Origin of the sequence: Nitrosomonas oligotropha (genome assembly GCF_009833085.1) — a bacterium.
Classification (GTDB): domain Bacteria; phylum Pseudomonadota; class Gammaproteobacteria; order Burkholderiales; family Nitrosomonadaceae; genus Nitrosomonas; species Nitrosomonas oligotropha.
In genome coordinates this window covers 131,492-145,499 of record NZ_QRBZ01000012.1, presented here as the reverse complement: position 1 = coordinate 145,499, position 14,008 = coordinate 131,492, and the positions used below count along the sequence as shown (strand labels likewise).

Here is a 14,008-nt window from a genome sequence, read left to right as displayed (position 1 = left end):
GCCGGAAAAACCGTCTGACCGGCGGCAATCAATGCGGTGCTTGAAACGGCACGCCGAGGAAATGACGCCGGTTGAATTCCGACTCATTCAGCACTTTATCGTAGCGGGCGAATGCCGCCACTTCGTCGGATGGAGACGAGGTACTGCCCGAAAACGTGATGAGTCCGGTGCGAAAACGGCGTAAATCGGCGCAGCGTTCCACCGCTTGGGCGACGGTCATATGCCCGCTTTTCATACCGAAATCCTTCAGACTCTCCATCTTGATGCCTAACTGCACGGTGGACGGATGAATACCGGCGCTGGTGATCGATTTCAGGATTTGCACATGGCGTTTTGTCAGCGAATCCTGCGCAGTGGATGATTTTTCTGTTTTCTTTCCGCCACCAGCTTGAAACCCTTCGTCGTAAGCCATGATCCGCGCAATCACATTGGCGCGCCCCGCGGCCAGCCCGATCGGCTGTATCCGGGTGTGGCCAAAAATATAAACACCATCATCAAACTTGCCGGACTTGGCATCCACAAACGCAGCCGTGGCGTAAGACACAAACCGTTTCTTGGTGATCAGCAATTGCGCCAGCGTGTGATACAGAATACGTATATTATCCGCCGCGGCTTGTTCCTTTTTGGCGGCCGGATCGGACGATGTAGGCCTGGCAACCACCCAGTCCTTGATCGTTTTACCCTGCTTGAACCAGGCTTTCATGGTGTCGCTTTGTTCACTCGGGCCAATACCGTTCACCTCGATATCGAAGCCGACACCATCAAAATCCCAGGTATCGAGCACATCGCGAATGCGGTTGGCGTGATCGGTCATATCGGAATTCCGTGACGTAATGAACGATACAAAATTACCCTGTGTTTGTTTGCCGAAGTCGTCACGCACTTCATAACCGGCAGTGACTTGAATGCCGAGTGAATGACAAGCGCCGATCAGATTCTTGAGCGCCAGCTCAACAAAATTCCGCTCCTTGCCGGGTTTATTGCCAACCGCGTGGCCGAACACCGCCAGCTCCGGGGAGAGATCGACCGAGCCGTCCGGCCTTCTGCCGATCGTGGCGATCAGCGAAATATCATCCAGGCCTGCACAAAATTTGCTCATGAACGATTCATACTGCTGCGCCGACGGAATCTGGCCTTCGATGTTGTGCGCGACCGCCACGCGCTTGGTGAAATTGGCCAATCCCGTCCACAGCGACAACCGGGATCGCGCCGACAGAATTGCGCGCAATGGCGTACCCGCCTCGACCTTGGGAATTAACGCCGATTGACCCGCCATGCGCCACGCATACGGCACGTTCAACACACGCCGGCGGATATCGGCTACGCTCCACGGATCGGCAGTACCGCTCGACCACTTGCAGGAACCATTGGCATCGGGCTGCAAAACCTGGGACTCGTTAGCGCCGCGAAACACTACGACTTCGTTGCTCTTCCAGCCGAAAGCCGCCTCCTGCGCCGACGGTTCAACAAACGATGCATCGGCAAACTGCACTTCGAAATCGGCCATGCCTACAACTGCCGTCCGGTTTTCGGATCGTACGCCACCGGTACCGGCACCACTTGATCGGTCGGCAGCACTTCCACCCATTGATCGAAGACCTCAAAATCTTCACCGCCCTGCAACGCACGGAAGCCGCCTTGCAGCGGATAAAAACCATGCTCGTAGACCTTGTCGACCGGCGTAGCGGAAACGCGGTTATCGTCGTTGATTTCATCGCCCGGATATCGCCCCACTTTCATCGACTTGGCGTGTTTGTCCGCGACCACGTCGCACAAATGGTTGATGGCATCGCGGATCGTCACGTTCGGGCCGCTGTGCGGGATTTTGGCCAGCTCATCTGCGGGCGCGACGTAGTTATCGTCCAACCCTTCGGTGCCTTCCACATGCAAACGTTGCAACCAGTTCATCGCGGCGCGTTCCTTGCCGGGACGGATCGGAATCACGGCTTTGACCCACGGCGCATTCAGGAAGGCATTGCGCATGTTGTCGCCGTCGAGTTGCAACAGCCAGCCCAATGAGGCCCCCAGCTTGGCGGGATCGGATTCTTCGGTAATGTAGTAGTTATCCACCCGGTTATCGTGCGCTCCGCCCCAGGTCACGGTATCCATCGACGCAATTTGCGTGTTTTCCGCTACCGCAGCCGCGGCGGTGATCAGGTTCTTGGCTGCCTTGCTCTTGATTTGCGTATGAACCGAACCGCCCGCAGCGGCGGCGCTTACCGGCGCGGGCGTAACGGAAGACGGTTTGCGGATGCCGCCCAAGCCTTGATGGCTGTGATGCAAACGCGGCCGCCACCATTCCGGCGCGACGAAGTACAGCATCTTGTCGATATCGAAAATCGTATTCAGCAATTCCGATACCACATGCCGCGTGCGGTCGTCCGGCATCGGCAACCCTTTGGTCAACATATCCTGGATCAGGCTGCGGTACACCACGATGCGTTCTTCCTCGCGCAAGTCCTCGAACTTGCGCGTTTCGATGCGCGACATCTTGTTGATGCGGTCACGCGCCGCTTCGACAAAGGCCTGTTCGTATTCAAATTTGGTTTTCTCGTTGAATTCCTTGATTTTCAGTTCGTTCTGCGCGGTGACCTCGTCGTTCAGCTTTTTACCCGGTTGCCAGGTAATCTTGGCAATCACGCGCAGCGGCGACACATTGTGGAAGTTCACATGCTTGACCTTGACGGAAAAACGGATCGCGCCGGGTTTATCTTCCTGCACTTCGTCCAACTGCAAGCGGATATCGCTGCCGCCATAGTCAAAGCTGATAAAACCGTCTTCACCGTATTCGTAACCCGGTTGATCGCATTGCGCCTTGAAACCGCCAAACTTCCATTGAATCTGTTCCGGCTCGCCTTCGTTGTCATCCAGATTCACTTCCTTGCCTTCGCGGTACACTTCGTCCATATCTTCTTCCGGCAGCGTGTCCTCGGTTTTCGGCACAAACGGAATATCGATGCTCAAGTCGGTCGTGACCGGTTGCGGCATCGGAATCGCTTCCGGCGGCGGTATCTCGCCCACTTCGGGGCCTTTGGCCAGATGCACCAACTTGGCGATACCGAGCTGGCGGCCCGGATCGTCCACATACGTCTGCCAGCACAAATACGTGCCGATATCCTGCACCTGCACACCAACCTGGCGCATTTTGCGGCGCATTTCATAATTGAGCAGATCGGGCGTGGTGTTGTTCAACACGTAGCGCTTGCTCGAGGTATCGGTGGTTTCGGTAACGGTGCGGAAAGTCGATTTATAGTTCTTGCGGATCTCGGTGGAAATTTTTTCGGTCTGCTGGCGCATGTGCTTGTGCGAGACTTCGCGCGCTTTCGACTGCGTATTGGCCATATCGATACTGGCCGATGCGCTGGCGCTGCCGCCGATCCAGCTTTGATTGGCGGTGGCGTTCATGCCGAATTTGGTATCGGATTTGTTGTCTTCCTTCACCGCTTGCGACAGTTCGTCCTCCTCGGTCAGCGACTTTTCGGTTCTCAGCACCGTTTCCAGCGATGTTTCCAGCGTGCGTTCGACCAATGTCCGGCGCGTGCTGACTTCGACCAATTCCACGCTGCTGCCCGGACTGAGCCACACATGCCCGACCGCCGGACCCAGAAACGTGTCGAACTCGAAGAAATATTGGCGGAACAAATGCACGATGCCGATGGGTGACAACCCGGCGCGGTCGAGATCCTTGAACGGATCCATATAGTCGAGCGGATCCTTAAAACTGAGCAATTTTTGCAGATTCGCCAGTTGATTATCCTGCTTGTAGAACAACTGCTTGAGGGTGTCGTACTGCTTGGTTTGCTTCAAATGCAGCACATAACCCGCCACCGTGGATTCGCGCTGCAACTGCTCCGCCGCCAGTTCGTTGGCGGCTTCCACGCTGCGAGGATTCGCCCGCGCGTCCTGCGCAGTCTTGTACCACTCGGTCACCTTGGGAATCACATCCTGGTTCAATGTCGTCTTGATGCGATCCGCATCGATCAGCTTGTCCCAGATGCGCTCGTCGTAACGCTCCAGCGGCGGCAGCTCGCGCGTGAGATTCTCAATGACAAAGCTGCCCATCGCGCCCTTGCGCGGCACGTCGCTGCCACCCGTTTCCAGCCGCGAGATCTTCTGCAACACGCCACGCTCATCCAGCACCATCTCGAAATCGCCGCGGAAACGCTTGAACAATTGATCGCGCACCTTGCTCAAATCCGCACTGAAACCCTTGTCCATACGCTGCTTGATGCGCTTGGATTTCCAACCGATCATCGGTTGATACACACCAAAGATCTCGCTATCGTAAGGCAGGATATTTTTGTACCGCGAAAAGTCGTTGATTTTCTTCATGACGGATGCTCCTTTCGTTGAATATTGCCGGTAAGGATCGGGAACACATCTAATTGCGACTATAGGCAAATCTGAGTAACCCGTCAAACGGCAGGGAGAATCTCAACCATCCTTGCCAGGTAGAATGGATTAGCGCCGAACGAGATCTGATAGTTATATAAGATAGGCCTCATGAGCGTGAATTGGTGCTTCAAAGCTGGCCCAGGAAATTTCTTACAAATAAGTTTCTCCAGTCATCCCTTTTCAATTCCCATGCGTTAAACCGGCGGCAAATAGCAGTTCAATTTGCTTTAGTCTGTTTCCAACAATACCTAATATAGGGAATCAATAAAAATGAAAAAGCTTCTTCTGGGTTTAAGCCTTCTCGCGATTAGCAGTTCTTGCTTTGCCATTGTAAATTTCACTAGCAGCAATGGAGCGCTTGTCATGCGGGATGTAGTAGTGGATGACACTACGGTTTATGACAGCGTAACTCTCAAGCTAGATCTTGCTTCTGGAACTTTCACTATTTTAGATGCTACTTTAAAAAAGGATCATTTCTCCAGCATAGCCTTGGATTCCATAACAGAAAATGGATTAAAAGTTGATTTCCATGGATGTGCCCTATCTGGCAAGAATCAAATTACTTGCATGACCAAAATTGTAGCATTGGATAATAATTTGGCTATGAATGCTCTTGGAGGTGCGACTAGCAATATATATGATAATTTGAGCAATCAGTATAATCCATCGACAGTAACTGCTCTCGATAAAACAAGTTCTATTCTTGTATCATTTAATTTAATTCAAGGCATACCAGTTGAAGTGAAATTTATATACAACAATATTAAACCTACAGCGGAATCCCTCTCGATTTTTCAACCGAAATTTGGCTTTGGTTGTACGATTGATGGTTTCGGCTGCACGTACGTTACCGGAAATTTCACAGACGTAGCATTCTAGATCTGAATATTATTCATAATAAGCAGCGCCTGGCGAAATCAGGCGTTGCAAAAACAGATATAAGCAAGAATAAAATTCCAACAAATTCGTTTAGCGATATTCCTGTTTACTCGAGTATCTCTGGTTAGAGATTCAGTTTCCGGTTTAAGGTGATTCGGTGCAATACAGCTTATGCATGCCCCTGGAGGAAAACGGTCATCGGAAATTCTTCAAGATACAGCCCGGTTGCTTCGGCCAGGTTGGCCAATGCTTCTTCAACGGTTTCGCCTTGCGTGGTTGTTCCGGTTTCCGGGTTAAAAGCGACATAGCCGCCTTCCGCTGCCGGTGTCAATACTGCGGATAGTTCCATGATTTTATCCCTCTTCACTTCCGAAGCCCCTAACAGTAAACCGGCTACCTTGCCCCTTTGTGCTTTCAACCAAAATGGTCCAATTGTAATGTTCGCAGATGCGCTGGACGATCGACAAACCCAGTCTGACTCTATCCGAGTTGTTGGGATTGTATACCGCATAGCCTTTGAATATTTGCGCTTGCATGCTGGGATCGATACCCACACCGGTATCGGCGACGGTGAATCGATCGGGTCCCAGCGTCACCACCACACTACCCCGTTCGGTGTAACGAAATGCATTGCGCACCAGATTGGCAACCAAAACGCTCAGGATACCCGCAGGCGCCGATACGGCTAACCGGCCATTCTCTTCGACAACGACTTCAACCGGCTTATTACCCAGCCACACCCGTTGCTGCTCGATCACTTTGCGGACGATAGGCCCCATTTCGTGCGTGCCAATATCCGTCGGTTCGTTATGAATCTGCGCTAATACCAGGAACGTCTCGATCAGCTCGGACATCTCTCCGGCAGCGCGTTGAATGCGTTGTATCCGCTCATATTCTGCCGCGGACAAATCCTTTTTGGTCGCCAATACCTCCGCCGCCAAGCTGATGCTGGTCACGGGTGTCCGTAACTCATGACTGACGTTGCTGGCAAACTCTTTCTCACGGATCAGCAGTTGCTGTAATTGCTGATGATAATGCTGCAGTTTATGCGCCAGAACGCCGATCTCATCATTGCCAAATTCAGATAAATCAAGAACCTCACCGGGTTGATTCTTGAACGCCATCACTTGATAGGCCAGCCGCCTGATGGGGCTGATCACATAATGCGCCATTTTCCAGCCAAAGATAAACGCGATCAGCAAGGTAATGAACGCACACAATCCAACGAGGCGGATGAACTCGCGTTCACGCTTATGGATGCTGGTGTCGTCAAATTTGATAGCGTACCGTGCATCGCCGATATTTTCGACCAGCACCCGATAGTCGCGGCCATTGTAAGTTACATCGTGAATGCCGCGAGGAAGGTTACGCAGGTATACCGGAATGGTATCCGCTTCGTTTGGCAGAGCGGAATAAATGACGATGGTTGAGCGCGAATGCGAGAGTCCGGATTTCTGTGAATCATTGCCTTGCTGCTGAAACCGTTTAAGCTCGGCATGCAGTATTTCATCGAGTATGTTGATTTCAACCGTTTTCAATGCAACAACCAGACTCAGACCGAGTAACAGCGTGATCACGGCGCCCAGAAATAGAAACGACAGGATGATGCTGCGGCTGAGCCGCTTAGTCTTCTGCATTCCGGTCCGTAATCTTGAACCCGAAGCCGCGTACCGTACGCAAAAGCGGCTGATCAAACGGCCGGTCAACGAGCTGCCGAAGATTGAAAAGATGAGTCCGCAAAACATCGCTGTCCGGCGGACTATCCTGCCAAACGACGCGTTCCAATTCTTCCCGGGTGATGACGCGATGGGGATTCTGCATTAGATACATGAGTAACCGGAATAATGACGGGCTGAGTTCTATCCGTTTGCCCGCGCGATAGACTTCGTGAGTGCTCACATCGAGCGTGAGATCCCCGATCTGTAGTCGTGAATCGGGCACACGGCCAATGCGTTCCGATAATACTTTGATCCGGGCGGCGAGCTCTTTCAAGGAAAAAGGCTTCACCAGATAATCATTCGCACCGGATTCAAAGCCTTGTAATTTATTCTCCAGTAGACCTCTGGCAGTCAACATGAGCACCGGAACTGAACGGTGTGCGTCGTGGCGAATCCGGTAGCAGATATCGATGCCATCGATATCCGGCAACCCGAGATCCAGAATGATCACGCAATAGTCTTTCGTAATCGCCAGATTCAATCCGGTCATGCCGTCGCTTGCTATGTCGACTGAGTAGTTTGCATTCTCCAGATAATCGCGAATACTGGCAGCGATATCTTGATTATCTTCTATGACAAGCACTTTCATGGTGCATTTTAACCCAATAAAATCCGGAAGAATTAATTAGGATCCCGGCAAGAAGTTGCGCAACTCTCCAGTCAACGAGGAGCGGATTTGATAGTCCACCCCCTGCGCGTCGTTCTTAAGAAAATCACAACGAAATGTTACCGCAAATTGCTGCTGCTATCTTTTCTCAAATTATCAAAGTACCGCTTGACGACCGTTTTGCCTGACAAGTTGTCGTGTTTGGTAAACACCATAAAGTGAATGATACCGTGTAATACCATCGCAATCAGCAGACCTTCGAAAATACCCACCTTATAAACCAGCCCTGCGGTTAAAAAAGAAAGTACCACCGCATAAGGGCCATAATGCGTCACATGCACCAATCCGGCAATCATCTTGTATCCGGTAAACATCATGATCGCCGCCAGCGAGAACTTAGGTAAATAATTAAGATAGTGGGTATTGAAGGTAAAGAAGCAAACCACCGATCCAATGATCAGAACGGAAAACTTGGTCATGGCACCAGCGAGCTTATTCGTGGTGCTTTTGGCCAAACCATCCAGATTGGTCATGCCATGAAAGAAGCTGGATCCCAGATTGGCAATCCAAATGGCCAGCAAACTATTATTGCTATTGGTCTTACGCCGTAATGGATCGATTTTCTCGATCGCCGCATTGCTCATGACCTGTTCGATGACATCAACAATCGCCAGCATGGCGCAAAACAGCACCATATAAGTCAACATCAGGAAAGATACATCCGCTTGCGGCAATGGTAAGCGCAAATGAAGATCGACATCTTGCACGGAAAGCATCGGCACGCTGACAAAATGAGCCAAGATCACACCACCGATAATGAGCACGAAATATGGAATGGCGGGTTGCGTGTTCTTAAATCTGGAGAATAGTAATAAAAATATCGCAAGACCCGCAGCTGAGATCGCTACCATCTGAATACGCGCACTATTCCAGAACTCTTCGGTAACCAGCGTATCTGAAATTTCGTAAGTAAATTCCGAAAACTTCAGCAATATTTTTAACCCCACACCGGCCAGCAATCCTTCAACCAGATAAACCGGAACCGCGACCAGCAGATACCGCTGCCAATTGAATTTCCAGATAATCGCTTGCATGATCGCCGTCAGAAAAATACAAAACGCCATATTTTCCCAGCCGAAAGTAGCAACACCCATTGCCAGCACCGGCGCCAAACCCGCTGCGATACCCGGTGAGCCGATGTAATTACCGGGCTTGAACCAGGCATTAATCCAGCCAATGAAGGAAGCAAAAGCGACTGTCGCCAGTCCCACTTTGATCGGGTAATCGGACATCATCGCAATACCGACCGTCAGTGGAATCGCCATTGCACCGGTAATCAAACCTGCTGCAGTATCGCGTAACAGGTATTGCGATTGAAAAGCGGCGGAACCGGTTTTAGTAGCTACTGTAGCTGTTTGTTCGCCAGGCAACAATTTTTCTATTGCTTGTGGTTTCATAAACTGTTTCCCCCAATAAAATTAAATGACAGTGAACAACAAGAGATTTAATGTTCGAGGCTCTATTGCGTAACTCTCCTCTTACTTATTGTCGGTAATAAGTTCTATTGCCTTGATAGTTTATTTATATCTTAATTGATGTGAAATTTTCGCAAAATCCATGTGAAGACTTTGTTAAGAACAATCCCAACATAGCTTGATACTGCTTGCGACCTTCAGATATTCCTACTTTCCTGAGAACTCAGATACCTTATCATCAGTAGAAAAGAACTGAGACGACACATGGCGTGACTGACATTAATAGCGAAGCTGGCAATGCTTGGGAGTGAGTCGATGATGAAGCAAAATTCCGGAAAAGATCGTCTGAACAGCGGCAATCCATGCGGTGCCTGGAACGGCACACCTAGAAAATGCCGCGAAACCGCTTGAACAATTGATCACGCACCTTGCTCAAGTCCGCACTGAAACCCTTGTCCAAACGCTGCTTGATGCGCTTGGATTTCCAGCCAATCATCGGCTGATACACGCCGAAATGCAGAAAATCGCAAACTAGCCCGATTTTTCCAACGCTTCGATCAGCAATAGGATTTCGGCAGCCATCGTATAGTCCAGATCGGGTACATCGGCAAGACTGCGGTCGCGACTGCCGTCGGCAATGGCTTGCAGTGCTTGGATGAAAGGCTGAAGCCAGTCGGCTTCAGAATCATCGGCGAGTTGCTGCAGCAACGTTGTGGCCGCTGCAGTATCTCCGGCAAGCAATCGCTCGGTTATCGCAATGCTGAGGCGCCCATCGGGATGGTGATTCTCACCGCCGTCGCGGCGATAAGCAAGGTAGCTAGAAATTGCCTTTTGCTTTGCTTCAGCGGCGGCAGCGGAATTACCGGTCTCGGTTTCGATGTCGGCAAGAATGCTCCACGTCGTCCAAGGTGTGACAGCGTGACCCAATGGCGCTTTGCACGCTATCGCACGATGGATTTCCTGCCGCGCTTCATCGAAACGGCGAAGCTTGCATAAGGCGTTGCCAAGATTACTTCTTGCTATTCCTTCACTGGCTGTATCGCCGATCTCAACATACTTATCTGCTGCTTGTCGGTAAAAAGCCACCGCTTCTTCCGGGCGGTCGATAGCATTATATAGATTTCCCAATTGGTTGAGTGTCCTCGCCTGTCCGCCAACATTGCCGATCTGAACTTTGATTTTGAGCGATTGCCGGTAGGCATCTTCCGCTGCAGTGGGTTGTTCCATCGCTAGATACACGCCACCTGTCTGATGCCAGCTCATAGCTACAGAAACCGGTTCGTTCATTTGCGCAAATTGTTCACGAGCTTCGGCATACGCTTGCAGCGCTTCGGGATATTTGCGCTGCTCCAAATAAACGGTTCCAAGCTGCGCTTTACCCACGGCGACACCCCTATCATCACCGAGTTGTTTTCCGCGGCGAATTCTTTCTTCATACGCCACGACAGCTTCATCCAATCGACCCAAATCGCAAAAACAATCACCTTGCTCCGTAAAGCACGCTGCTGCCATTCCTTCTGCGGATTTGTTATCTCGTTGCTGTGCAATGGCTTCGAAACGATATCGGGCTTCGTTTAGCAATGGCAATGCCTGATCAGCGCCACCAGCCCTTATCAATACCCGTGCGAGTATGAAATGCGCCATCGCCAGATCGTAATCGGCACTAGGGTATGCTTGTTGCCCCGCCATTCGGGCGCGCTGCAACAATGCTTGCGCTGCGTCGAAAGCCTCACGCAACCCGCCAGTAGCCAATTGCTGCTCGATGCGGGTTCGTTGCGCGCCAAATTTCGCGTGATTCCAAGTATCGCCGAGCGCCATTGCTGCGACATCGCGTACTTGCCCGACCTGCTCCAGCAAGCGTGGTTTGCCGATATTTTGCAATAAAGAGAAAAGTGAATTAGCCAGGTCAATCGTCGTTTCCACATCTCCGGTACGTTGTACCCGATCCAGCAGCGCAAACAAGTTTGGTAGCTCCAGCACTGTCAGCGTTGCTGCGATTTCGGTGTTCTGACTTTGTTGCTGCTCAAGGTAGTCAACATACGGTTGCATCCCCTCAACCCAATGCGTTGTCAACGATTCCCGTTCGTTATCCTCTAACTTTCTACGCAAATAGGGGCAAAGCGCAGGGTTCAGCGTGAGGTGGTTGTAACGATCCGGTGTCGCCAGTCCTGTTTCGATCAGTTCAATCGCCAGCGAAATTACATCGGCTTCTTGCCATTGCATCATATGACGAAGCACATCCAGATCGGCTACGCCGTGAAACACTCCCAGCGCATGCACCCGTTGTCGATTTTCTTGCGACAGGCGGCGCAACGACAATTCGACGCTGGCAAATACCGATTGCTCACGGCTGCCGGGAAAGCGCCGTTCCATGTCAGCCATTAACTCGACGAGCGATGCGTGCGTTGCGGTAACACCGCGGCTGCGCAATGCCGGCGCCAGCAGCAACAAGGTGCGGGCGTGTCCATGCACCGCGTCGACCAGTTGTTCGATTTCTTCGCGGGCGGCGTCGCTGGCGGTACCCGCTTCATCACCGGCGGCATTCAACACCCGTTCGACCAATTTCACCGCATCGTCGCGGTCGAGCCGGTGCAATTCGCGGCGGTTGCGTTCGGCATCGAACGGCGTAGGCAAGGATTCTCGGCTGGTAAACAGCAATCGTGTGCCGCCAACTTGTAGCAGCCGTTGGCATAAGCCGAGAATTTCCTGCAACGTTTCGCGCGCGTCGTCTGACAAGGATTGTGGGGTTTCATGCTGCATAAAAGGCGGCAGCAGGATGCTTTCCATGTTGTCGACGATCAACAACGCGGTTTGTTCGCGCAATGCCTTTTCCACCGGCAGCATGGCTTGGTCGAGATTTTTGAACGTGGCGACCGAATAATTTTGATCCACTAACTGGCGGCCGAGCACATCGAGCACTGCGGCTGCGTGGCTGTGCGCTTCAACCGAAACAAACGCGGTGCGGCGGATTTGCTGCGAGCGTACCATCCAGCGGGCAAATTCGGCAGCCAGCGCGGTTTTGCCTTCGCCGCCTTGGCCGCGCACCACGGCATAGCGCTCGTGCAGCAGTAGCCGCTGCAATGCCAACAGTTCGCGGCTGCGCCCGACAAAACCGGTTTGCGGTTCCGGCGGCAATTCACCGAGCCGTATCTGCAACCTGGATTGAAAATTTTCCCATGTTTGCTTCGCGGGTGCGGTTTTGAACAGTTGCGGATCGTCCTTTTCCTGGAACAGCACCGGCACGAACCAATCTTCCAGTCGCAGCTCACCGGCACCGAAAATGCGTCTGCGAAAGCTATCGTCCTTCAGTTGCCGCTGACCGGCTAGCATGGCGTCGCCGACGCGTTTGCCTGCGGACAATGCCTGGTAAAACGCTGCGACAAAACGTTTTGCTGTTTCAACCAGTACGCTGTGACTCATGGCGACTACGGAAGCGATACCAACCTTCAGTAATTCGGAAGCGACGGATTCAGAGGCTTTTTCCGCTTGCGCGGTTTGACACGCTTCAAGGAAAACCAGCGGAATGCGGTGATCACGCAGCAATGGGCCGAGTTCGTTCGTGTAGATGGTGGCATGGCGGCGCCACTCGAGCTTGACGGTATCTTCGGGAAGCTCGAAACACAATCCGCCAAGACCCGCATAGCGGTCATATACGCCGTGGCCGTCGAAATGAACGACGTGATATGGTTTGTTTTCGTCGCGCGCTCGCTCGAGTTCTTTGCGCAAAGCCGGTAATGTCGGCGGATTGAGCACCCGCAGCTTGACTAAACCGGGCAGCGCTTCCAGCGCTTCGACCAGCGGCAATGCGCTGACACGGTGATCGAGGTAGCCGCAAGCTTCGTCTTCCGGTCTGGCGGTAACCAGCAGGATACGGATCGGTGTGGCGACCACCGGCACATCGTATACGCCGGTATTCGGTAAGCGGCGGCGCACCCGGGTCGGTTTCGCTCCTTGAAACAAGTAGCTATCATTATCGTGCAGCAATTCCCACGGCAGACCAAGCAACAAGGTAGCAACTTCGCGTGCTGCATTCACTTCGGCTTCCGGCGCGTTCGCTTCAAGTGCGGTATCGACGTGAACCGAAAACCGGCGTCCGGCGCCGCCATTAATCCGCGCCCACGCTTGCATGACATTGGCGGTATGCGCGGCAGGTATCGCCGCTTCGTAAAGCAGTTTTCCCCACGCTACCAGATTTTCTTCTACTTTGCGTGCCCGGTCGCGGAAATAATGGCTCGGCCAAATGGCGTATTTTTCCAAATACCAGCGCAATTCTTCGGCTTCGATGGGGCCAATGGGTGCAATGAATCGCCATGATTGCACGCTTGTAACTTCACGTTGCCCTGGTGTCGCCGGTTCGTAAACCAGCCGGGCGCGAGCCGAGGCACAGCATTTGCCTTCGCTGTCGTTAAATCTCAAATCACTCAATTCGAGTACGAGTTCTTCCAGCGGCTCGGCTTTAGGCTGCGGTGTGGCAGCGACGTCAGCAGGATCTCGCAACCTCAATGCGACCAGAATTGCATCCATTGCGGCTTCGACACCGCCTGCTTGGCTGTTCATGGAAATACAAAAGGGCTCTTCATCAAAATACCTCTTCAGTACGCCAAGCTTTGTTCCATCGAGTAACAGCGGAATCACCGGAAATTGTTCTTTGCATCGTTGTTTCTGCAGTTCCAGAACGTAATTTAGCTCCTCACCCACCCATTCGGATTGCAGTGAATTCGTGCTGACCACGACTGCATACGCCGATGCGTTATCAATGGCTTTCTGAATTTCCGTCCATAGAGGATCACCACCGCGTAACTCGCGCGAATCGATCCAACCGGCTTGACCATGATCGGCAAGCGCTTCACGCAGTTCGCGAACAAAAGCATCGTCTTGCGAGCTATGCGAAATAAAAAGTTTGGTCATGTCTAGCCCGGTATTCAAATTTAGTA

At 52.1% G+C, this 14,008-nt stretch carries 8 protein-coding genes; 1 reads left to right on the top strand and 7 read right to left on the bottom strand.

All coding sequences use genetic code 11. From position 1 onward, the window contains the following. Positions 1-28: 28 nt before the first annotated feature. Positions 29-1,507 carry a hypothetical protein gene (locus tag ABD07_RS05175; protein ID WP_160817417.1) on the bottom strand — a complete coding sequence of 493 codons (1,479 nt, stop codon included), beginning with the start codon at positions 1,505-1,507 and terminating at the stop codon, positions 29-31. Between the two features lie 2 nt (positions 1,508-1,509). After that, positions 1,510-4,332 (bottom strand): peptidoglycan-binding protein, encoded by a 2,823-nt coding sequence (locus tag ABD07_RS05170; RefSeq protein WP_160817416.1) that lies wholly within the window; start codon positions 4,330-4,332, stop codon positions 1,510-1,512. A gap of 333 nt (positions 4,333-4,665) precedes the next feature. On the opposite strand from ABD07_RS05170, the gene ABD07_RS05165 reads away from it, so the two are divergent. Next, positions 4,666-5,274, top strand: a complete 609-nt coding sequence (locus ABD07_RS05165) for a hypothetical protein (protein ID WP_160817415.1) — start codon at positions 4,666-4,668, stop codon at positions 5,272-5,274. A gap of 169 nt (positions 5,275-5,443) precedes the next feature. On the opposite strand, the gene ABD07_RS05160 is transcribed toward ABD07_RS05165, so the two are convergent. The 5 genes from ABD07_RS05160 to ABD07_RS05140 all read right to left on the bottom strand — a co-directional run bounded on the left by ABD07_RS05160 (position 5,444) and on the right by ABD07_RS05140 (position 13,982). Further along, positions 5,444-5,623, bottom strand: a complete 180-nt coding sequence (locus ABD07_RS05160; RefSeq protein ID WP_160817414.1) for a type II toxin-antitoxin system HicB family antitoxin — start codon at positions 5,621-5,623, stop codon at positions 5,444-5,446. 4 nt (positions 5,624-5,627) lie between these two features. Then, the gene (locus tag ABD07_RS05155) at positions 5,628-6,911 is read right to left on the bottom strand and encodes a sensor histidine kinase (protein ID WP_160817413.1); all 1,284 of its coding nucleotides are present in this window, start codon (positions 6,909-6,911) and stop codon (positions 5,628-5,630) included. Further along, positions 6,898-7,581 (bottom strand): response regulator transcription factor, encoded by a 684-nt coding sequence (locus tag ABD07_RS05150; RefSeq protein WP_160817412.1) that lies wholly within the window; start codon positions 7,579-7,581, stop codon positions 6,898-6,900. Before ABD07_RS05150 ends, ABD07_RS05155 begins: the two co-directional genes overlap by 14 nt. 137 nt (positions 7,582-7,718) lie before the next feature. Next, complete coding sequence (locus ABD07_RS05145; RefSeq protein ID WP_160817411.1) at positions 7,719-9,056, bottom strand: SulP family inorganic anion transporter; 1,338 nt, start codon at positions 9,054-9,056, stop codon at positions 7,719-7,721. Between the two features lie 549 nt (positions 9,057-9,605). After that, entirely contained in the window at positions 9,606-13,982 is a 4,377-nt protein-coding gene (locus ABD07_RS05140; protein ID WP_160817410.1) for a TIR domain-containing protein, read from the bottom strand. Positions 13,983-14,008 lie beyond the last annotated feature (26 nt).